The organism is Cloacibacillus sp., assembly GCA_036655895.1.
Taxonomy (GTDB): Bacteria; Synergistota; Synergistia; order Synergistales; family Synergistaceae; genus JAVVPF01.
This window is the reverse complement of the sequence record JAVVPF010000026.1, coordinates 20,717-42,157: the sequence shown is the minus strand read 5'-3', so window position 1 is coordinate 42,157 and position 21,441 is coordinate 20,717. Positions and strand designations below refer to the sequence as shown.

At 52.2% G+C, this 21,441-nt stretch carries 17 protein-coding genes; 10 read left to right on the top strand and 7 right to left on the bottom strand.

Features of this window, described 5'->3' with window-relative positions; all coding sequences use genetic code 11:
• The 3 genes from RRY12_09165 to RRY12_09155 form a co-directional block, all read right to left on the bottom strand.
• A partial coding sequence (locus RRY12_09165) for a GntR family transcriptional regulator (protein ID MEG2184835.1) occupies positions 1–710 on the bottom strand: 710 nt, incomplete at its 3' end.
• Positions 711–852: 142 nt separating this feature from the next.
• Positions 853–2,076 carry an amidohydrolase family protein gene (locus RRY12_09160; protein MEG2184834.1) on the bottom strand — a complete coding sequence of 408 codons (1,224 nt, stop codon included), beginning with the start codon at positions 2,074–2,076 and terminating at the stop codon, positions 853–855.
• Positions 2,077–2,093: 17 nt separating this feature from the next.
• The gene (locus RRY12_09155) at positions 2,094–3,497 is read right to left on the bottom strand and encodes a sodium:solute symporter family protein (protein MEG2184833.1); all 1,404 of its coding nucleotides are present in this window, start codon (positions 3,495–3,497) and stop codon (positions 2,094–2,096) included.
• 369 nt (positions 3,498–3,866) lie between these two features.
• Between RRY12_09155 and RRY12_09150 the strand changes: the two genes are divergently transcribed.
• Positions 3,867–5,123 (top strand): amidohydrolase family protein, encoded by a 1,257-nt coding sequence (locus RRY12_09150; protein MEG2184832.1) that lies wholly within the window; start codon positions 3,867–3,869, stop codon positions 5,121–5,123.
• A 678-nt stretch (positions 5,124–5,801) separates the two neighbouring features.
• On the opposite strand, the gene RRY12_09145 is transcribed toward RRY12_09150, so the two are convergent.
• On the bottom strand, positions 5,802–6,452 hold the full coding sequence (locus tag RRY12_09145) for an ATP-binding protein (protein MEG2184831.1): 651 nt from the start codon (positions 6,450–6,452) through the stop codon (positions 5,802–5,804).
• On the opposite strand from RRY12_09145, the gene RRY12_09140 reads away from it, so the two are divergent.
• From RRY12_09140 to RRY12_09105, 8 genes are all read left to right on the top strand, one after another.
• Positions 6,430–6,852, top strand: coding sequence for a hypothetical protein (locus tag RRY12_09140; GenBank protein ID MEG2184830.1), 423 nt, complete (start codon positions 6,430–6,432; stop codon positions 6,850–6,852). The genes RRY12_09145 and RRY12_09140 overlap by 23 nt on opposite strands.
• Before the next feature lie 333 nt (positions 6,853–7,185).
• Positions 7,186–10,107, top strand: coding sequence for a molybdopterin cofactor-binding domain-containing protein (locus RRY12_09135; protein MEG2184829.1), 2,922 nt, complete (start codon positions 7,186–7,188; stop codon positions 10,105–10,107).
• Positions 10,108–10,224: 117 nt separating this feature from the next.
• Positions 10,225–10,632: a C-GCAxxG-C-C family protein gene (locus tag RRY12_09130; protein ID MEG2184828.1), complete on the top strand. Its 408-nt coding sequence runs from the start codon at positions 10,225–10,227 to the stop codon at positions 10,630–10,632.
• Between the two features lie 4 nt (positions 10,633–10,636).
• Positions 10,637–12,922 (top strand): FAD-dependent oxidoreductase, encoded by a 2,286-nt coding sequence (locus RRY12_09125; protein ID MEG2184827.1) that lies wholly within the window; start codon positions 10,637–10,639, stop codon positions 12,920–12,922.
• Entirely contained in the window at positions 12,894–13,088 is a 195-nt protein-coding gene (locus RRY12_09120) for an LIM domain-containing protein (protein ID MEG2184826.1), read from the top strand. Before RRY12_09125 ends, RRY12_09120 begins: the two co-directional genes overlap by 29 nt.
• A 6-nt stretch (positions 13,089–13,094) precedes the next feature.
• Positions 13,095–14,408, top strand: coding sequence for a radical SAM protein (locus tag RRY12_09115; protein MEG2184825.1), 1,314 nt, complete (start codon positions 13,095–13,097; stop codon positions 14,406–14,408).
• A 33-nt stretch (positions 14,409–14,441) separates the two neighbouring features.
• Positions 14,442–15,056 (top strand): methyltransferase domain-containing protein, encoded by a 615-nt coding sequence (locus RRY12_09110; GenBank protein MEG2184824.1) that lies wholly within the window; start codon positions 14,442–14,444, stop codon positions 15,054–15,056.
• Positions 15,057–15,095: 39 nt separating this feature from the next.
• Positions 15,096–16,349 carry an AMP-binding protein gene (locus tag RRY12_09105; protein MEG2184823.1) on the top strand — a complete coding sequence of 418 codons (1,254 nt, stop codon included), beginning with the start codon at positions 15,096–15,098 and terminating at the stop codon, positions 16,347–16,349.
• Between the two features lie 14 nt (positions 16,350–16,363).
• Here the strand turns inward: RRY12_09105 and RRY12_09100 are convergent, their stop codons facing one another.
• The gene (locus RRY12_09100; protein MEG2184822.1) at positions 16,364–17,128 is read right to left on the bottom strand and encodes a gamma-glutamyl-gamma-aminobutyrate hydrolase family protein; all 765 of its coding nucleotides are present in this window, start codon (positions 17,126–17,128) and stop codon (positions 16,364–16,366) included.
• Between the two features lie 286 nt (positions 17,129–17,414).
• Here RRY12_09100 and RRY12_09095 point away from each other — a divergent pair, with 286 nt between their 5' ends.
• The gene (locus RRY12_09095; GenBank protein ID MEG2184821.1) at positions 17,415–18,623 is read left to right on the top strand and encodes a DUF3798 domain-containing protein; all 1,209 of its coding nucleotides are present in this window, start codon (positions 17,415–17,417) and stop codon (positions 18,621–18,623) included.
• 148 nt (positions 18,624–18,771) lie between these two features.
• On the opposite strand, the gene RRY12_09090 is transcribed toward RRY12_09095, so the two are convergent.
• The gene (locus RRY12_09090) at positions 18,772–19,638 is read right to left on the bottom strand and encodes a M23 family metallopeptidase (GenBank protein ID MEG2184820.1); all 867 of its coding nucleotides are present in this window, start codon (positions 19,636–19,638) and stop codon (positions 18,772–18,774) included.
• Between the two features lie 17 nt (positions 19,639–19,655).
• On the bottom strand, positions 19,656–21,437 hold the full coding sequence (locus tag RRY12_09085; GenBank protein ID MEG2184819.1) for a ferrous iron transporter B: 1,782 nt from the start codon (positions 21,435–21,437) through the stop codon (positions 19,656–19,658).
• Between the last annotated feature and the right edge of the window lie 4 nt (positions 21,438–21,441).

Genomic DNA, 21,441 nt, shown 5'->3' with positions numbered 1-21,441 from the left:
AAGCTGCGGATTTTATCTTCCATCCCAACAACTCTTAGGGCTTCCCACATTTTTTGATTGTCAAAGCTTTCTTCAAGGCATATAGGACCATTGACCAAATGGTGCTCCATTGCGTACCGGACAGCTTGGGCGTCATTTCTTTTGATCGCCTCAATTATATGCTCGTGGTCCTTGTAGCCAATCTCGCGGTAATAGTTGGTGCTAAACATGACCATTCTGTAATAACTCATGGAATCCCAGACATTTTGCAGCATATTTGTCATAACTTCATTGCCGTAACAGGAAAACAACGTCATGTGAATTGTATCATTTTCTTTAAGAATTGCTCTGGGAAGCTCTTTTTTAGGAAGGCTATCAAGGTCGTGGCGCAGCCGTTCGTTGGCCTCTTTCATTGCCTCGATAGCCTCATCAGTAACGTAGGGGAAAGCCAGCTCTGTAAGGTTAAGTTCTAGCAGAAGCTGTAATTCCCTATATTTAAAGTAGGTTTTTTTTGAAAGTCTTGCCGCTCTCCAGCCGGAACGTGGAATATATTCCACAAGTCCATCCTGCTGAAGTTTCGTAAGTGCTTCTCTAATTGGAGTCATGCTTACTTCTAAACGTGAAGCCGTTTCCTCAAGACTTATCTTACAACCGGGCGCTATCTGCCCTTCCATTATCCACTGCTTTATATTTTCATATGCCACTTCAGTCAAAGTCTTTGGTTTTGCCATCCGGCTTCACGTCCTCATGCTGATAATTTAAGAAAACAATTCTATTTTTGCATCATTCTCCCCTTTTGCCAAGGATATTTTATTAAACCACCCGTATTTATTTCATACCAACTTCCTTTGCCCAACATTTTCACTGTATTGTCTATATTTTTTTCTTAACAAAGCGCCCGTCTTGCATTATTACTAGAAGATTGTCTCTGTTTTGGAAAAGTGAAATATCTTTGATGGGATTTCCATTCACAAGTAGTATATCCGCACATTTGCCAGCTTCAAGAGTTCCTATGCTTTTCTCTTTTTTTAACAGCTTGGCGTTTTCCCTGGTGGCACAGAGAATAGCCTTGAGCGGCCCCATGACCTTTGCTTTCAGTTCCAGTTCCATTGCTTTGTAAGGTTGCCCAGAGCCAACCATGTCAGTTCCTGAACCTATTTTTACCCCAGCTTCAACGGCATTAGCCACCGCCTCTAAAGCCGACTCTCTGACTTGTTTCATTTTTCTTAAGAAATATGCCGGAATGCCGAGTTCATCTCCATGATCCGACATATAGAAGTAGGTAGAAAGTGTCGGGACAAGCCAACAGCCCTTTTCTTTTAATACATTGGCTGTAGCTTTATCAAGATAATTACCGTGCTCCATACTGTATATTCCAGCTTCAGCGCAAAGGCGCATGCTGCTATTTGAATATGTATGTGCAAGTACAACCCTTTTGACCGCGTTTGCTTCTGCAACTACTGTTTTTAGCTCTTCAAGAGAATACTGTGTTGTGTCAGGCTCGTCCGCCGGACTTCCGCACCCACCCCCTGCCATCACCTTAAGGTGGTCTACCCCACGTCGCAATTGTTCTCGTGCCGCTTTTTGTACCTCGGCGACCCCATCTGCCACGCAGCCTATAGGGATGGGGGAGATCATGGGCGGTGCAAATTCTGTGGACAACCTTACATCCGAGTGTCCTCCTGTTTGACAAATAGACGTGCCGGAAACAGAGATTTTAGGTCCTGGAACAAGTCCTTTTTCAACTGCGACTCTAAAGCCCGCATCAGCGCCACCAGCGTCGCGAACCGTTGTAAATCCTTGTGCACCCGTATCTTTTAGTATATTCAAACATTTGACAAAATGCATGGCCGGATAATCTCTACGGGGGATCTCTGCCAAGTTGTCATCAAAGAGATTAAGATGAATATGGGCGTCGATGAGGCCTGGCATTAGTGTGTTTCCTTTACAGTCCACCACATCTGCATTGTTAAATTTTCCGGGAGTGCCGCTTCCCGTCTCCACTATTATGCCGTCCTCTGCTGCCAGCCAACCATTCTCCACCGGCTCGTTTCCCGTGCAATCCAGTAGGAACGCATTTTTATAAATCGTAAGCATTGTGGTATTCTTCTGCCTTATATATTGGGATCATATTTCTTAGGAAGCGCCAGACTGAAAAGAACCAACGCGAATACTGCAAGTGGAACGGCGACTAAAATGCCATTCAAACCCATTGGACGGTTAAGAAACATATCCCACGTAAGGATTGCCACACCGCCTGTAAGAACTGATGCCATTCCACCAGCGGGGCTTGCTTTTTTCCAAAGGAAAGCTCCCAGCAACGGTACAGTTACACCTGCGCCATAGATGGAATAAGAATACATCTGCATCTTAAGTACGCTTGGAAAGAATACCGCCATAACATACGAGAATATACCGACCCCAACTATGGCGATACGAGTTCCCTTTACCAACTCTTTGTCTGTCATGTCAGGTTTGAAATACTTTTGACCGATATCTATCATTAAATTTGTTGCAGCAGAGAGGATAAAAGAGTCTCCCGTGGTTACAAGGAAAGCAACACAGGCACAAAGTATGGGCGCGCCAAAGATATATGGAACATAGTGGATGGCCATGCGCATTATAGCTGTGTCGCCGTTAATATTAGGCATGAGTTTAACTGCAAACATGCAGTAGCTCAGTACAAGGAATATTACCACGCACATTGCCCAAAACAACATCTGAGCAGATTTTTTAGCTTCAGCTGGAGTTTTTGCGCAGGCATAGCGCTGTAACTGATTTTGATCTCCCATGTAAAGAAAGAAGAGCGGGAGGCTATAGCCAGCCAGCTGGGTCCAGGAAAGACCGCCGGTTATACTTGCCTGGGCAGGCGTTAATGCTGCATAGGTAGCGGCATAACCCCCGGCAGATGTGGCGGCAAAGTAAAGGCCAAACCCCATTCCAAAGAAGATCAAGGCTGCGCTTAATGCGTCTGTCCAGGCGACAGAATTCATTCCAGCTGTGACAGCTAGAAACACCATAATAACTGCCGCAATAAGTACCGAATAAGATTGGTCGAACCCAGTTACAAGGTTTACGATATACGCTGCTCCTGTAAAATTATAAGAAACAATTCCAGTGTAGGCTAATAGAACGCAGATTGAGGCTACCAATCTTGTTTTCGGGCCGTAAGTCTGTTCTAAAATTTCAGGCACAGTATATTTTGCTAACTCGCGAATCTTGGGGGCAAGCCCCATAAGAACCAATGCGCCCATAGGAGCTCCTATAAAAAAGAAAACGCCTGCCCACGGCCCTGTTTTATAGACAAAATCTGCTCCGCCGACCACGGTGCCTCCCCCAAACCAGGTTGCCAACAACGTGCCAACTAATACTATTCTGGGCAGTTCACGTCCAGCGAGTAGGAAACCGTCTTTATCGTCACGAGCCTTTTTGCCGAAATAGCACCCTACCGCAACCATAACAACTAGGTAAACAACAATTGCCATTGCATATTCAGGACCAGCTAAAGCTTGATTCATAAAATTCCCTCCAGACTTAAGTTAGATTTACTTCCCGTTACACACCACATAACCACCATATCTCCTCGTGTCTATAGCCTCCTTTATGTATGCTTTGTTAAACTTCAAACCATTTAGTAGCCTTGAAAAAATAGACATGCAAACACCGGTGCAATAAAAAACCCAGGTTATCGCACAGATCTCGTTGCTAGTAATTTTTAAAATATTTGTTGTTATTTTCTAAATTGTAAAAAATAATATCGTCAAGTACAAAACGGTGTTGGCTTCGCGGCCACTTGCCAAATATTATATATTATATATAATATATATCAAGAAATTTTTGATGTCAATATATAAAATAAAAAATAGTTGAAAAGAGGAGCTAATAAGATGGAAAATTATGTAAAAATTAAATGTGGAAAGCTTTACGATGGAGTGACGGATATATTGCAGGAAAAGATGGATATTCTAGTTAAGGATAACAAAATTGAAGAGGTTGGTCATAATGTGTCCGTGCCGGAATATTGTAAATGTATTGATTTAAGTGATAGCACGGTAACCCCAGGAATGATTGATGCTCATGTCCATCCAGAATTTTTCGATTGGAATGATATATACACCGATACCGTATATAATTCGGATGGGTATCGGGCTCTGGCAACAGCGGCAACAGCTCATAAAACTCTCTTAGGAGGCTTTACCACAATACGCTCATTAGGTTGGTTCCGCGAAGCCTATGAATTGGATGCTAAACGGGTAATAAATGCCGGTTATATGGATGGTTCACGTCTTATTGTTTCCTCCCATTTTCTATGTACTCCTGGCAGTCATGGTGATATGACACAAGCAGTTAGAAATAATCCCTATCTCTCAGATTATATGATGCTCAACTATCCTACTTGCGGCAATGGTGCAGATTTTTTTACTGGTGCTGTTAGACGTGAAAAAAAGATGGGTTTTGACTTCCTTAAGATAATGGCCACGGGAGGTTTCGCTACGCCAAATGATGATCCAGATGACATTCAACTCAATGACGCTGAATTTAAAGCCATCTTTGACACGGCAAAAGAGGTCAAAATATCTGTTACTGCTCATGCATATGGTCCGAGGCTTATGAAGAAGCTCATAAACTTTGGTATTACAGGGATAGAACACGGATCGCTTATGGATGAAGAAACTGCTAGGATGTTTGAAGAAAGTGGAACGTATCTTGTTCCGACCTTCGTCCCCTATGACGATGCCATTCATGGAGACATAGAAAGTATGTCCCAGAAAAGCCCGTCATTTAAAAAGAAACTTGAAAAATATCAGGAACAACTTCGGCGTGGCAGAGAAATAATAAAAGATAGCAAAATTAAACTTGGTTATGGAACGGATATGGTTGCTGTCCATCAGAATTATGAAAGCGGATGGGAATATAACGCTTGGCTTAATAGCGGTATGGATCCTTTTAGGGCGCTCAGGGCTGCGACAAAAAACAATGCCGAAATATGCGAGATAGACCATCTTGTGGGGACAATAGAGAAGGGGAAGCTTGCTGACATCGCAGCATGGAAACGCGATTTATTAAAAGATCCAGATGCTCTTAGAGATTGCTGCTTTGTAATGAAGGACGGCAAGGTATACAGCCCAGAATGTAGGGTATAGGATGGTGATCGTCTCGGTCGTGTATATTGCGCAAAGTCGTTAGAGGTTAACGCTAGATCTATTATTTAAACAGACCCTCTGAAGAAAACGCAGTGAATAGAAACGTTCTGCGAAAAATCCAAGATAATCTGGGCGAACGTTAATCCTCAGTCTAAAGAGAATTATTAGCTAAGGTAGCGCCCTGTGTCTTCATTGACACTGGGCGTCTTTTGTATAATGAGAGCTATTCTGGCATCCGTTCCCCGTGTATTGCGGTCAACTATCTAAGCATACTTAGCCAGCTGAGAAATGGTGCTCCATTTCTTGGTTGCTTCAAAGATTACATATACAAGGCCTTTAAAAACTATCCTGCACTGGGAAATATACACTTCTCACTGTTGAGCTACCTATAGGTTGAATTCAGACGTTCTATGCATTCCTTGTATAAGTGCCCTTTATGGCCTGGGCGGAGGATTTGAAGATAAAAGAGATATCTGAAGTGTCCATTCACTTTCTGTAAATGGAAAAACTCTCTTGTCTTTGATGTTTTCTGCGCTGGGTCAATTATTTCTTTGCAAGTTCAGGCTCAAACTCTGATTTGTGGTCACGGGGGGGGGGCGTTGTCTTAAGCTCGCCGCGGTTTGTGATTTGGGTTTCTTTGATGGACTCCTTTTGTTTTGTACAATAAGTGGCTATCGGCTATATGTGAATGGAAATTGGCGCGACCAGGCTTATTGTGGTTCCTTTCAGAGGAACGGAGACGATTTTCATCTCACCGCAGACAGATCTTAATCTCTCTCGGATGCTGAATAATCCCATTCCCGTGTTGGATGTCCTGACATTGGGGTGGCTGAAGCCTTTTCCGTCATCCTCTACGATGATTTGGATTTTTTTCATCCCCCACCTAACGATGACAAGTACATTTGCAGCTTCAGCGTGTTTTATGACATTTACCAGAAGCTCATGGATCATTTGATACAACAAGACCTTTTTTTCTTCACCTACGTTTGATTCTTTACCTTCAGATTTGAACGAACACTTTATGCCGTGATTGGCCTGCATATGCTCGCATCTGGCTTCGATGGCGGCGGAAAGCCCGACTTCATACAAAATAGGCGGGCTGATGTCAAAGGTAAAGGAGCGCGTCTCCTGAATTAGCTTTTCCATCTCTTCTATCGCGGACGAAACATTTTTTTTATCTTCAGGCGCGCTTTGCGCCTCGTGCAGGTTTCGCAGGATGTGGAGCATTGATACCATGGAGTAGCCTATGCTGTCGTGAAGCTTTGCCGCTATAGCCCGGCGGGTCTTTTCTTCTGCCAGCGTGAGATTGATAGAGACTGAATGGCTCAAGCCGGGCGTGCTTGTCACCTTCACCGGAGACGCGGATATGGACGCCGAAGCCTTCTCAACGAACACAGTATTCGCAGACAACTGGAAGATGCACCAGGCATTCTTCGCCGACGGCGAAGAGCATCCCGACGGACTTGACGCGGTTGCAGTCGTGGCGCCCTCTTTCCACCTTCTCAAAGCGATCGAGGCCGGTAAATACGACCAGAAAAACATCCGCAACTTGGGCGACGTTGTAAACGGTCTGGACAAGGGACGCACCAGCGACGATGAGATCATCATGTTCGTCACGGGCGGAATGCCTCTGCACGATGTGGCGTGGGGCAAAACGCTCTACGACCGCGCGGTAGAAAAAGGCCTCGGCACTGAGTTCTGCTTCTTTGACGAAGCCTACTGGAGATAGTCCCATTAGCATAATCGAATAATTTTTGTACGGCCATACAAATCGTCCGGTCCTAATACGGCTCTCTTTTAGGAGCGGACGATTTTATTGTTTTACTGCCGCCTCTTTCGCCGACCGTATTTAGTTCAATATATGCACTTAAAGAAAAGTTAATGACTTTAACTAAACAAAAATAAACTCAAGCTTTATCTTTGTTTATATTTGCTATATATTAAACTAGATGTATAAATAATAAATATATATCCACAAACACGCAACGAAGTTTCAACAATTCGGTATTTCTGCGAGAAGGCTCTGCTGCTTTACAGTTCAAATTGAGGAGGAGTTGGGGAAATGGCGTTTAAGAAAATGTGGCTTAATATCAATGGTGCAAACCGTATGTTCATGTGTGATCCTGTGAAGGATTCGCTTGCTGACGTACTGAGGCGCCTCGGGCTTACCAGCGTCAAGGTCGGGTGCGGCATAGGAGTTTGCGGCTCCTGCACGGTGTTGCTCAACGGCGAGCTGGTTCGTTCATGCACGCGCAAGATGGGAAAAATCGAAGAATACAGCAAAGTGGTCACGGTTGAGGGAATCGGTACGCCTAATAACCTCCACCCCGTTCAGGTCGCTTTCATGAACTGCGGCGCGGTGCAGTGCGGTTTCTGCACGCCCGGATTTATCGTCTCCGCCTACGCGCTGCTTCTGCAAAACAATGATCCTACGCGCGCGGAGGTCCGCGAGTGGTTCCAGAAACATAAGAACGTCTGCCGCTGCACCGGCTACAAGCAGATAGTAAACGCGGTGATGGACGCGGCGAAGGTCGTTCGCGGCGAAGCCACGATAGACGACATCACAGTCAAACTTCCGACCGACGGCGAATACTACGGAAAGCCCCTTGTGCGTCCCACGTCGCTTGCCAAGGTCTGCGGCCTTGCCGACTACGGCGACGACCAGGAGCTGAAGATGCCCGACGCCTATCACGTGGCGATAGTTCAGCCGAAGCTGGCGCACCACGCTAAGATATTGAAGATAGATTCCGAAGAGGCCATGAAGATGCCCGGCGTATCTATGGTCATCACGGCGAAGGACCTGAAGGCGGCAGGCGGCACGAACATCATAGCCGAAGCCAACTTCCACGAGCGCAGCACGGTAAGGCTCCCAAGCCGAGAAGTGCTCTGCGAGAATATAATCTACCGCTATGGCGACGTAGTTGCGCTCGTCGTGGCCGATACGAAAGAACAGGCGCGCGCCGCTGCCGCGAAGGTAAAGGTGGAGATAGAAAAGCTGCCTGAATACCTGAGCTTCCTTGAAGCCGCGATGCCTGACGCTCAGAACATCCACGAAGACACGCCGAATATTTTCTGCAAGCAGCCCGTGCTCAAGGGCGCGGGGCTTGAAGAGCCGGCCAAGGTCGCGTCTATCATCGAAGAGTCTCCGTACAGCGTAGGCGGCAGCTTCTATTCATCACGCGAGCCGCATCTTTCAATAGAAGGCGACGCCGTGCAGGCCTATTTTGACGAAGACGGGATGCTCACCTTCCAGTGCAAATCTCAGGGCGTCTACTCCTCGATCAGCAGAATAGGCACCTGCCTCGGTCTGCCCACATCGAGACTGCGCGTCATGATGAACCCGACTGGCGCAAGCTTCGGCTGGTCCACCAACGCGGGCGACCTCTGCCTCGCGGGCGCGGCCGCCGTCGTAATGAACGGCCCCGTGGCGCTCTCCATGAGCTACGAGGAGCACCAGCACTTCTCAGGCAAACGCTGCCCCTGCTACTCAAACGGACGCCTTTCCTGCGATGAGAACGGCAAGCTGGTTGCCGCCGAATTTGATTTCGGCCTCGACCACGGCGCATACTCATGGGGCGGCGACGACTGCTTCACGAAGCAGGCGCGCTTTGCGTTCTTCCCCTATGTGATACCGAACGTGGCGGGCCTCTGCCGCGTCGCCAACACAAACCACAACTTCGGCACGGCCTACCGCAGCTACGGCTCGCCGCAGGCCTACACTCTCAGCGAAGCCCTTATGGACATGCTCGCCGAGAAGGCCGGCATCGACCCGTTTGAGTTCCGCTGGCGCAACATCGGCCGTCCGGGCGAGACAAATATAAACAGCTATCCCTTCCGCCAGTACCCGATGGAAGAGATGATGAACCTGATGAAGCCTATCTACGAGAAGGCCGTGGCCGAAGCTAAAGCGGCCGACACTCCGGAAAAGCGCCGCGGCGTGGGCCTTGCGTGGGGCGGATTCAACGTCACCGAAGGCGGCACCGACAAAGCAGCGGCGGCCATTGAACTCAATCCCGACGGAACATTCACGAAGTACGACACCTATCAGGAACTTGGACAGGGCGGAGACATCGGCTCGCTGATGCTGACGCTCGAAGCGCTGAAGCCCCTCGGCGTGACGCCTGAGATGATACGCCTCGTGCAGAACGATACGAAGCTCTGCCCCGACAGCGGAATGTCCGGCGCAAGCCGCACTCACTACATGAGCGGCAAAGCGACGATGGCTGCGGCCGACCAGCTCATCAACGCGATGCGCAAGCCCGACGGCACCTTCCGCACCTATGACGAAATGAAGGCCGAAGGCATCCCGACGAAATATGTCGGTCAGTGGTCCTGCACAAGCGTGGCCGGCCTCTGCCGCCTCGACCCGAACACCGGCGTAGGCGACCCGAGCCCGTCATACACCTACTGCCTGAACCTGGCCGAAGTCGAAGTAGACACCGCGACCGGCAAGACGACCGTAATACGCTTCACCTGCGTCGACGACGTAGGCAAGGTGGGCAACATCGCCGCGGTCAACGGACAGGCCTACGGCGGAATCTCGCACAGCATCGGTTTTGCGCTCAGCGAAATCTATGAGGATGTGAAGAAGCACGGAAACATCGCCTCCTGCGGCGTGCCGTACATCAAAGACATCCCGGACGATATCGACGTCATCCACTACGAGCGCCCCGACGAAGTCGGACCGTTCGGTTCATCCGGCGCATCAGAGGCGTTCCAGTCCTCCGGCCACATGGCGGTGCTCAACGCGATAAACAACGCCTGCGGAGTTAGGATCCACGAGATCCCCGCAACGCCCGCGAAGATCAAGGCCGGCCTTGACGCGATAGCGGCCGGCAAAGAGCCGGAAGCGCCGCAGAAGTACTTCCTGGGTTCCGAGCTTTACGACGAACTGGAAGACATAAAGGCCAACCCCGTCAAGTTCAACGGCGAAGAGGACTTCTTCCGTTCACTCGGCTCCGGCCCCAGCGAGAAGTTCTTCTAAAATCGCAATATAACTTATAATCATAAAGACGCCGGGCCGTATAATATATTAAACGGCCCGGCGTCTTTAGCCGCTGATCATATTCGAGTGTTTATCATACGAGCAGGGGGGTCTCAAATGGAAGACGAACTTAAAACAATGTATCAGCTTAAAGTCGAGGGGCTTTGCTGTTCGAGCATCATCCTTGAGATGGGGCTGCGGCTCCGCGGTGAGTCGAACGACCAGCTCGTTCGCGCGGCGCGCGCTCTGTGCAACGGTATGCAGTGCGGCCTCGCCTGCGGCGCGCTCACCGGCGCGGTCTGTATGCTCGCCCTTTTTGACGACCGAAACACAGAGATGACCAAAGAGATGGCGGAGTGGTTTCAGAACGACCTTTGCGGAAAGTATGGTTCCGTGGACTGCCGCGACATCACGCACTGCGACCCCTACGAAAAGGCGGTCAAATGTCCGGAGCTGATGAAGGCGACATACATCCGCGCAAAAGAACTGCTGACTGAATTCGGCTACATTGAGCCGTCGGAGTGACCCTATGGACGAAATGAAAGAGAAAATTCGCCAGTGCTGCCTTGAAAAGGAGCCGGCCCCCTGCGTGTCGGCCTGTCCGTTCGGCCTTGACGTGCGTGAGTTTGTCCCGCGCGTGGAACGCGGCGCCTTCAACCTGGCCTACCGCCTTTACGCTACCGCCGTCGCCTTTCCGCGTATTGTCAGCGAGATTTGCGGCGAGTGCTGCAAGAGCGTCTGCCCAAGGCGCGACAGCGGAGGCGCGGTCGATTTAAAACTGCTTGAAAAAGCCGCCGTGCGGTACGCCTCGCGCAGAGCGCCGAACAATTACAACCTTCCTCCCAAAAATGAAAAAATAGCAGTAATCGGCGCCGGAATAAGCGGCCTCGCCTGCGCGCTGCGGCTTGCCAGCAAAAAATACGACGTCACCGTCTATGAAAAAGAAGAAAAAATCGGCGGACATCTCTGGGAGAGGCTACCCTCCGAAATATTCCTAAAAGATATAGAAGAGCAGTTCGCAAATGAAAAATACAGCCTCCGCACAGGCGAAGAGGTCTCATCGCTTGAGGCGTTGCAAAAAGAATACGACGCCGTCTACATCGCCACAGGAAAGGGCGGCGCGGCATTCGGACTTTTTTGCGGCGCGGAGGGCTTGGAAAATATAAAAGAGGTGGCGGCTTCACGGGAAAAGGGAATATTCGCCGGAGGTTCGATAACCGGCGTCTCCTCCGTGGAGGCGATAGCGCATGGGCTTTCGGCCGCGGCGCTGATAGAGGCCTATATAAAGACTGGCAACATGAAAGAGGCCGCGCCGCGCGCCGCGACGAAGATAGAGCTGAACCTTGACGGAGTGACGGCCGCGGCAGCCGTGCTCCCGTCGCTTGATGCCTCCTACACGGAGGATGAGGCGCGGCGTGAGGCGGCGCGCTGCCTTAGGTGCAGATGCGATTCGTGCGTGCGCGCCTGCGACATGATGGAATATTTTCAGAAATTTCCGAAGCTTATAGAAGAAGAGGTGCACATAACCGTATTTCCCGGCACGCTTGACGGAAACGGCACGGTGGCCACGCGCCTCATCTCCACCTGCAACCAGTGCGGCCTCTGCGAAAAGGTCTGCCCGCAGGAAATCAACGTAGGCCTCTTTTTGCGCGAAAGCCACAGGGCGATGCGCGAGAAGAACGCGATGCCGTGGGCCTTTCACGAGTTCTGGTTAAACGACATGGCCTTTTCCCGCGGGGCGGACGCCAAATTTTTCCACGCGCCCGCTTCGGGCGCAAGCCGATATTTATTCTTCCCCGGCTGCCAGATGGGAGCCTCCGACCCAGCCTATGTGACGGAGTCTTATCGTATCATCAAAAAACATCTGCCGGAGACCGCCATCCTCGTGGACTGCTGCGGCGCGCCCGCACTCTGGGCCGGCGACCAGGCGGTTTATGACGAAATCTGTTCCGATTTTCATGAAAAATGGGAGAGCCTGGGCAGGCCCGTCGTCATCTTCGGCTGCCCGACCTGCATGAAAATGACGCGCGAAAAAATGCCCGACATAGAGGGCAAGATGATAAGCGATCTGTTTTACGAACTTGGAGTGAAGGTTCCGCAGTGCCACGAGGGCGGCTTGATTTCCGTCTTTGACCCGTGCGCCGCGCGCGACTTTAAAGAGACGCAGGCCAACGTGCGAAAGATGCTGACAGAGGCCGGCTTTGAGCTTGCGCCGCTCGCCTACGAAAAAGATAGGGCCAAATGCTGCTCCTGGGGCGGCCAAATTTCCATAGCAAATCCCCCATACGCGAAGTGGCTGACGGAAAGAAGAGTTTCAGACTCCGAACAGCCCTACGTCGTCTACTGCACAAACTGCCGCGACCTCTTTGCCGAGGCGGGCAAGCCGGTGAAACACATCTTAGACGTGTTCATCGGAGCGAAGGACTGGGAGCGCCGCGCGCCCTCCTACTCAAAACGCCGCAGAAACAGGGAACTTGTGAAGGAGATCCTAATGAAAGAGCTGCTGAACAAAGAAGAACCGGCAAAAGAGCGCCCCGCGCTTTTTATGTCGCAGGAGACGGAAGAAAAGCTCAACAGAGAAAAAATCCTCGACGACGATATAATAGAGGTAATAAATTTCTGCGAGAGAACTGGCCGCAAGCTCGAAGACGAGGGCGGCCACTCCGTCGGCTACCGCGAGATAGGGCACATGACCTGCTGGGTGGAGTACACGCCGCGCGAGGACGGCTATTTCGTCCACAACGCCTACTCGCACAGGATGAAGATAGAGCTTGAAGAGGTGTGGGATGGAAGAAAACACGAAACTGACCTGTAGCAGATGCGGCGTCGGGCTTGAACCGCGCTGCGCCTATTTCAGCTACCTTGAGCACTCCTTTCACACAGAGGTGATGCGCTGCCCGCAGTGCGGGCAGGTCTTCATCCCTGAAAGCCTGGCAAAGGGGAAGATGGCCCAGGTCGAAATCTCAATAGAGGACAAATAGGCTGCGATGGAAAAAATAATAAGAGAGACCTTCAGCGTCTGCCCCGTCTGCGGGCGGAGGCTTTCAGCCGTGCTTGTCGTAAGAAACGGCGCGACATTCCTTGAAAAAAATTGTCCCGAGCACGGCGGTTTTTCCGCGCTGGTGTGGAAAAACAAAAAAAATCTCATGGCGTGGTACGGCGGCGCGCCGCAGCTTACAAAAGAAGAGGTGCGCGGCTGCCCCTCCGCCTGCGCCGCGGGCGGCCTCTGCGACGCGCACAAAAACGACACCTGCTGCGTCGTGCTTGAAGTGACGGAGCGCTGCAATCTGCGCTGCCGCTACTGCTTCGCCGATAAGAAAAACGGCGCGGACGTTCCGCTTGCGTCGCTCTTGCGCGAGATGGAGGGCTTCATCAAGCCGGGCCGGACGCTGGTCCAGCTTTCTGGAGGAGAGCCCGCCATGAGGGACGACCTGCCTGAGATAACGGCCGCCGCAAAAGAGCTGGGCTGTAAATACGTCCAGCTCAACACAAACGGCATCCGCCTCGCGCGCGACGAAAACTACGTCAAAAGGCTGGCGGAGGCCGGGCTTTCATTTGTCTTTATGCAGTTTGACGGAGTGGACGACGAAATATATAAAAGACTGCGCGGCGCCCCGCTTCTTGCGGTAAAGGAAAAAGCGATCGCAAACTGCGCGAAACACAACATAGGCGTCACTCTCGTGCCGACCGTCGTGCCAGGCGTAAACGACGGCGCGCTTGGCGACATACTGCGCTACGCCATAACGCGCGCGCCGGCCGTGCGCGGCGTCCACTTTCAGCCAGTGGCCCACCTTGGGCGCATCCCGCACATTCCAGACGACCAATCGCGGTTTACGTTAGACGAGCTTATATGCGGCATAGAAGAGCAGTCCGGCGGCCTCATACGAGCTGAAAACCTCCAGCCGTCGAAGTGCGACCATCCGATGTGCGGTTTTCACGGCGATTTCATCGTAAAAGACGACGGCACGCTCTACCCCCTCACGAAAAAAAGAGAGGACGCGCCCGCCTGCTGCTGCGGCGCAGAAAGCCCCGCCGATAAAAACAGAGAATTCGTAGGCAGACGCTGGCAGCGCGGCGCAGCCCCCGCCGCCTGCTGCGGCGAGGAGGCGTGCGACATCGGCGACATGGATAACTTCCTCCTGCGGCTTTCCACTCACGGATTTACAGTCACCTCGATGGCCTTTCAGGACGCGGGCAACATAGACCTTGAACGCCTTCGCCTGTGCAGCCTTCACGTCGCAAAAGAGGGGCGCCTCGTGCCCTTTTGCGTCCACTACATGACGCTGTGGGGTGAAAAATAGATGCACTGCCGCCAACTGCCGCGACCCGGGGCAATGGAGCTGACAAAGCGCGCGCTCCAGCTTTGCCGTTTTTCGGCGGGAGCGTCGCTTGTCGACATCGGATGCGGAGAGGGGCAGACCGTCCGCTACGTCAACAGCTGCTCCGATTTTAAAATGACAGGCGTAGACACAGAGGGCGCGGCAATAGAAAAAGCGATTGCCGAAGGCGCCTGCTGCCTTCTTGCAGACGCGGCTGCGCTTCCGTTTTGCGCCGCCGCCTTTGACGGAGTTTTTTTTGAATGCAGCTTTTCAAAGATAGAGCCGCCGGCCACAGCGCTCTTAGAGGCGCGCCGCCTCTTAAAAGAACGAGGCAGGCTGGTCATAACCGACTTCTACGCCGACGCGCAGGCCGGAGCAAAAGAGACGACGCTCTCAGGCCTCCTTGGCCGAGTGGAATTTAAAGAGACGATAGCCGCGCGCCTTGCCGCCGCGGGCTTTGAACTTACATTTTTTGAAGACCATACCAAAGCGCTGCGCCAGCTCTTCGGCCAGCTCATATTCGACTTCGGGCGCGGCTTTCTTGACGACGCGCTGGGAAAAGAGACGACAGGCGTTACGGCAAAGCTTTCCTACGGACTTTTCATCGCGGAAAAAGTGACGGGAAACTAACAAAACTAATAAAAAATCATAAAAAGAAGGTGAATCAAGATGCTCTCAAGCCTAGAGGTGATGACCTCCGAAATCTCCGGCATAAAAGCGCCAATAACGCCGGAAGTTATCTCCGTCTGGCAGATGGCCCAAATAAGAGAGGCGATGCGCCGCGCCGCGGAACAAAGCGCCTTTTACGCAAAGCGCCTTCAGTCCGTCGATATATCCTCAATCGACTGCGAACAGGCAATGCGGCGCGTTCCCTTCACGACGCAGGAAGAGCTGACGGAGGCGCCGGACGCCTTTGTCTGCGTGCCGGAAAAAAAGATCTCCCGCGTCACATCGCTGCGCACCTCCGGCAGCACCGCCGCGCCAAAACGCCTCAGATTCACCGAGGCCGACCTCGCTCGCACGGCGAGGCTCTTTGAGCTTGGAATGACGCCCATAATAGGCGGCGGCAAAAGATGTCTCGTCATGATGTCCGACGCTACGCCGGGAAGCATCGCAAGCCTGCTTAAAGAGGGAGTGGAACGCACCGGCGTCCCCGCCCTCATATACGGCGGCATCACAGACGTGGACGCGGCGGCCGCCGCCGTGCAGAGCGGAGACGCAATCGTCGGCGTCCCGTCGCAGATAATACGCCTCTGCCGCAAATACCCGAGGCTGCGCCCCGAGAGCCTGCTGCTCAGCGCCGACTACGTGCCGGAACCTATCCCGGACGCTATAAGAGATCTGTGGCAGTGCCGCGTCTACACGCACTACGGCATGACGGAGACCTGCTTCGGCTGCGCCGTCCAGTGCGGGGAAGAAAGCGCGCAGCACATACGCCACGACTCGCTGCTCATTGAGATAATAGACCCGGCGACGGGCGAACCTCTCCCCGCGGGCAGCGTAGGCGAGATAGTAGTCACAGCCTTCGCAAACGAAGCGACGCCGCTTTTTCGCTACAGAACGGGAGACATCTCGTCGCTTGCCGTTGGAAAATGCGAATGCGGAAGCCTGCTGCCGCGCCTCGAACGCGTGCGCGGGCGGCTCAAAAACATCTTTGAGATAGACGGCAAAAAACTGAGCATAGAAAAAATAGACGACGCGCTTTACGCCATCCCGGAGCTCTACGGATACACCGCCGCGCTGCAAACGGCGCACGGCAAAAAAACCCTCTTTCTGCAAGCAGAAAGCGCCTCCTTCGCCCAAATAAAAGAAAAAATAAAAAAGGCCCTCAGCGCCCTCCTCCCCGCCTCAGTCACAGCGGTGATAGAAGAACAAAAGAGCCCGCAGCCGCTCCCCTACAAACGCCGAATGACCGTAGAATAAGGCTGATTTTCCTTTTATTTCCCTGCGTACTCAACCAGCATTCGAAAAAAATCGTGCTGCACCGGGTCTTTATCGGCAAGAGATTCTGGGTGCCATTGCACTCCTATCAGGCCTTTCTTGTACTCCGGCAACGCGATGCCTTCTATAAGGCCGTCATCAGTCTCTGCTGTAACGACAAAGCCGGGGGCGAGTTTTTTTATGGCTTGATGATGTGCGGAATTTACATCAAGCGCTGTTGCGTACGTCCCGTCAGCGCGCGGCAGAAACTCCGGGCGGAGCGCCTTGACGCTATGAATATAATCCTCCATCGGATATGGGCCCTGGTGGAGCTTCCACGTTGGGTCTATGCTGTTGATGTCTTGAAAGATAGTTCCGCCGAAGACGATATTCATCATCTGCTGGCCGCGGCATATACCGAAAACAGTCTTACCCTTTTGATATGCCTTTTTAAGCAGAGCGTATTCAAATTTATCACGTGCCGCGTCAGTCTCACCGCTTCCGTCAGGCGTTTCTCCATAAAGCGCTGGGGTTATGTCAGCTCCGCCTGCAAAGAGAAATCCGTCAAATCTCTCAGCTATCGTATCTATGACGTCGGCGTCTTCTTTAAGAGAAAGAAGCACGGCGGTCCCGCCCGCACTTTCTATATGCGCGCACATTTTGCCAGTCAGGCATAGCCGCTGCCAGCACGTTTCAATCACCTCGCGGCTTACGTCGTCAAATAATGTATCTGCGTGGGAATAATAAAAGGCAGACGAAGCTACGCCAATCAAAGGTCTCATCTATTTTTCTCCTCCGGTACTGTGATGAATAAATGACAGTTTTTATATAATAAAGCCTGCGGCTTCAGTAAGTCAAATCATACTTTTACACATAGTGGAAGCGCGCGTTGTAAACTTTAACATAGTGTACCCTTTACGATATTGACACGTTATACCTCCGGTGATATTATGAAAACATAGGCTGCATGTAACTTAATTATAATAAACGTTTGTCAATGTTTACAATAACATATTAATTTATATGCGAATCGCTGAGTTGACAATATTTTGAAAGGTGGAGATTGTAATGAAGAAGTTAGCTGTATTTTTAATGGCGTTATGTTGCCTTACTCTCCTCGTAGAGGGGGCGGCATGGGCTGCGCCGGCATTCAGGATAGGCGTAGCGACGCCTACCGTCTCACAGGCTGAAGACGCCTACCGCGGAGCTGAGAGGATCGTAAAAGAATACGGTGATGCCACAAAGGGCGGCATGATCAAACACGTCACCATTCCGGATAATTTCATGCAGGAGATGGAAACGACGATTTCACAGATAGTTGGGCTCGCTGACGATCCCAAAATAAAAGTCATCGTAGTCAACGACGCTGTTCCCGGCACCACAGAGGCTTTTCGCCGGATCAAAGAAAAACGTAAAGACATTCTGTGTCTTTCCGGTTCCCCGCATGAGGATCCCAACGTCATCTCCTCCATCTCAGATTTCAGCGCAGTCGGCGACAGCATATCACGCGGCTACCTCATAATCAGCACCGCGAAAAAACTTGGCGCGAAAAATTTTGTCATGGTCTCGTTTCCGCGCCATCAGAGCTACGAACTTCAGTCTCGCAAGCGCGCGATCATGGAAGCCGCCTGTAAAGAACTTGGTATAAAGTTTAACTTTGAGACTGCGCCAGACCCTGTCAGTGACGTAGGCGTCGCTGGGGCGCAGCAGTTTATCCTAGAAAAAGTGCCCGCCTGGCTTAAGAAATATGGCAAAAACACAGCTTTCTACTGCACAAACGACGCTCAGACCGAGCCGTTGTTGAGACAGATTGCAAAGTATGGCGGCTTCTTCATCGAACAAGATGACCCGTCGCCGATTTTAGGTTATCCGGGAGCTTTTGGAATTGACCTCAAGAGCGAATCTGGCAACTGGCCTGCGATAATGAAGAAAATCGAAAAAACCGTCATAGCCGCTGGCGGCAAGGGACGCATGGGAACATGGAGCAGCTCCGTGCCGTGGACCATGACGTGCGGACTGGTCGAATATGGCAAGCGAATCGTGGAGAAAAAAGCGAAACTTGGCAATATCAACGATTTTAGGGCCTGCCTTGAAAAATATACGCCCGGTTCAAAGTGGAACGGCAAAAGGTATCTTGACCTTGCAAGCGGCATCAGGAATAAAAAATATATTATGCTCTATCAGGATACCTACATTTTTGGCAAAGGCTACATGCAGACCACAGATGTCGTCATTCCAGCGAAGTTTGAAAAGATAAAAAGCAGCACATCAAAATAAACGGCAGTATGCAGCAAATAGAACGCCAGTAGTATCGCCGGAGATTTAAAAATCTGCTGTGCACAAGAGGCTCTTAGGACAGAAGCAACGGGTCCTAAGAGCCTCTTATGCTGCGGCCATCTAGGCTGCCGCGGCTTTCTAAGCCAGGTTATTTTTCCATTATCGCGGCTGGGTCGAAGAACTCTCCCTGCCAGATTGTGCTGAAGTGGAGGTGGGGGCCGGTGACGCGGCCGGTTTGGCCGGACAGGCCTATTGCGTCGCCCGCTTTTATCCGGTCGCCTGTTTTGACCTTTAATTTTGACATGTGGCAGTAGAAGGTGACGAAGCCCGCTCCGTGGTCGAGGTAGACGCAGTTGCCGGCAAACCAGAAGTTCGCGGCGAGCGTCACTGCGCCGTCTGCTGCGGCCTTGACGGGCGTGCCCTCTTTTGCGCGCATGTCCACCCCGCCGTGGCGTCCCCGAAATTGTCCGTTGAAGTAGCGGCTCTTGCCGTAGACGGAGGTAAAGAGGCCTGGCACGGGGCGCACCAAAGGCAGCGCTGGCGCGCGGCCTCCGCTTTGGCTTTGCAGCGCGGCGCGCCCCAGTTTTGCCTCGCGCGCGATGCGTTCTGCAAGCTCTTTCGGCGGGTTCACTTTTGACGGCTCGACGCTGATGTTTTCCGACGGATATTTATATGAGGTAAGTTTTACTGTGTGGTCTATCCTCTCTGTGCGGCCCTCTTTTGCGTCAGAGCGAAAGGATACCGCAAGCGGGGCGGCGCCGGCCTTTGCGTTTTTGAAGTCCGTCCCTATCAGCGCGCAATAGGAGCCGGAGGCGTCCGGTGCGAGCCGCGCCTCTTTTTTCTGCCATAAAATTTTAACGTCGGATAATTTCTCGTCCACGACGCGGAGGTTCACGACGAAGGGCTGGCCTATCTTTGCTTCGGCGGGGGCTTCTAGCGTCACGGACGCCTGCGCGCCGCGCGTAAATAAAAGGGCGGCGCAGAGGGCCGCCGCGAGGTGTCTTTTTTTCATCATCGTAAAATCGCCTGTTCCTATATTAAATTCAGTATCTGATTGAGCAGCGCGCCTGTTATGAGCGCCGCGCCAAGCATTATCGCGCTGCTTTCGAGCATTCGTTTCATTCCAAGCTCTTTCCACATTACTACGAAGGTGGCTATGCAGGGGAAGGTCATGGAGAGCACGATGACGGCGACGAGCATCTGATGCGCCGTAAGTTCGAGCGGGATGAGCAGCCCCATCGCGATGTCTTTTCTAAAAAGCCCCATGACTACGGGGACGGCGGCGGAGGCGGGCAGGCCGAGCACTGTGTGGAAGAACGGGGCGAGAGCGTGCCCGACGCGTTCAAGAATGCCTATCATGTCGAGTATGTTTACGAGCAGGATGCCTCCCAAAACGAGCGGCGTCGCCTCAAAGAAGAAGTCTTTTATGCGGAACCATAATTTCTGCATCCACGCTTTGAACGAGGGCAGCCGGTAGGGCGGTATCTCTACTATCAGCTCCGGGCTGTAGCCTGAGAGCGTCAGGTGCATCAGCCTTCCCAGCACGAGCCAGACGATGAACAGTATCAGATAGACCGCGCCAACGTACCGCAGGCCGAAGACGCCGAGCGTCGAAGAGAGCATCGCCTGTATAGAGACGCATGGCACTCCTACTGAGATGAGCGTCGCCGTTATAAAGCGTTCGCGTTCGGATTCAAGCACCCTCGTGCCGAGTATGCCGGGAACGTTGCAGCCAAAGCCGAGCAGCGTCGGGATGATGGCGTATCCGTGGATGCCGAAGCGGTGCATCAGAGCGTCGAAGACGACGGCAAGCCGCGGCAGGTATCCGAAGTCCTCCAGGAAGCTGAGCACGGCGTAAAAGGCGATTATGTAGGGCAGTACCATGCCGAACTCGACGTAGAAGCCGGTCGAAAGCATCCCCATGCTCTGTTCGAGGTCGATTGCGCCGTCAAACAGTTTGCCGATGAGCAGCGAGCGCGCTACGCCGTCGCCGAGCAGTGCGTTTAGCTTGTCCAGCATCGGGAGCCAGAAGTTGGAAAAGATGGGGTCGAAAATATAGCTTATAAGCCCCTCTCCCACGACGCGGATGAGCGCGAAGCTGCATCCGAGCACGACAAGCCCGATGAATCCTCCGACTATCGGGTGCGCGGAGAGGTCTTCTATCCTGTCCATCAGCGTGTGGTGACGGTGTGTCACCACTTGGACGGCGGCTATTATCTGCCCTATCCTCTGCCAGCGTTCTTCTTTTGTCATTTCCGGGACGGCGCTTACGCGCGCCTTGTCGAGGTTGGCCACGAGGTCGCTTATGCCGCGCCCAGTGGTGGCCACCGTCTGGTATATTGGCACTCCCAGCTCCTCTTCGAGCTTGGGGACGTTCAGCAGGATGCCTTTGTGGCGCGCTTCGTCGGTCATGTTCAGCGCGACCACCGTGGGGATGTGATGCGCGAGCACCTGAAGCGCCATGACGAGGTTTCGTTCAAGCGCCGTCGCGTCGATGACGAGGATTATTTTTGAGGCGCCTTCGTCGATGATGCGTTTTGCTATCTCTTCGGCCTCGTTCGTCGGGTCGAGCGTGTAGGCGCCGGGCACGTCTATCAGGTCCGCGCAGAGCTCTCCGTGTTTTATTATCCCTTCGGTGAAGCCGACGGTAGTTCCTGGGTAATTTGAAGAGAGCGCGTGTACGCCGGTGAGGCGCGAAAAGAATACGCTTTTGCCGACGTTTGGGTTGCCCATGAGAAGTATGCGCATCCGGGCCGACCCGCACGGCACCTCTTTATCTTTTTCAAAACACAGCCTGCAATTCTTACAGCTCATTCAA

Bases quoted from the DNA above. Each gene is read 5' to 3' on its own strand.
- RRY12_09160 (MEG2184834.1), bottom strand. From the start codon at position 2,076: ATGCTTACGATTTATAAAAATGCGTTCCTACTGGATTGCACGGGAAAC.
- RRY12_09155 (MEG2184833.1), bottom strand. From the start codon at position 3,497: ATGAATCAAGCTTTAGCTGGTCCTGAATATGCAATGGCAATTGTTGTT.
- RRY12_09150 (MEG2184832.1), top strand. From the start codon at position 3,867: ATGGAAAATTATGTAAAAATTAAATGTGGAAAGCTTTACGATGGAGTG.
- RRY12_09135 (MEG2184829.1), top strand. From the start codon at position 7,186: ATGGCGTTTAAGAAAATGTGGCTTAATATCAATGGTGCAAACCGTATG.
- RRY12_09130 (MEG2184828.1), top strand. From the start codon at position 10,225: ATGGAAGACGAACTTAAAACAATGTATCAGCTTAAAGTCGAGGGGCTT.
- RRY12_09125 (MEG2184827.1), top strand. From the start codon at position 10,637: ATGGACGAAATGAAAGAGAAAATTCGCCAGTGCTGCCTTGAAAAGGAG.
- RRY12_09120 (MEG2184826.1), top strand. From the start codon at position 12,894: ATGGAAGAAAACACGAAACTGACCTGTAGCAGATGCGGCGTCGGGCTT.
- RRY12_09115 (MEG2184825.1), top strand. From the start codon at position 13,095: ATGGAAAAAATAATAAGAGAGACCTTCAGCGTCTGCCCCGTCTGCGGG.
- RRY12_09110 (MEG2184824.1), top strand. From the start codon at position 14,442: ATGGAGCTGACAAAGCGCGCGCTCCAGCTTTGCCGTTTTTCGGCGGGA.
- RRY12_09105 (MEG2184823.1), top strand. From the start codon at position 15,096: ATGCTCTCAAGCCTAGAGGTGATGACCTCCGAAATCTCCGGCATAAAA.
- RRY12_09100 (MEG2184822.1), bottom strand. From the start codon at position 17,128: ATGAGACCTTTGATTGGCGTAGCTTCGTCTGCCTTTTATTATTCCCAC.
- RRY12_09095 (MEG2184821.1), top strand. From the start codon at position 17,415: ATGAAGAAGTTAGCTGTATTTTTAATGGCGTTATGTTGCCTTACTCTC.
- RRY12_09090 (MEG2184820.1), bottom strand. From the start codon at position 19,638: ATGATGAAAAAAAGACACCTCGCGGCGGCCCTCTGCGCCGCCCTTTTA.
- RRY12_09085 (MEG2184819.1), bottom strand. From the start codon at position 21,437: ATGAGCTGTAAGAATTGCAGGCTGTGTTTTGAAAAAGATAAAGAGGTG.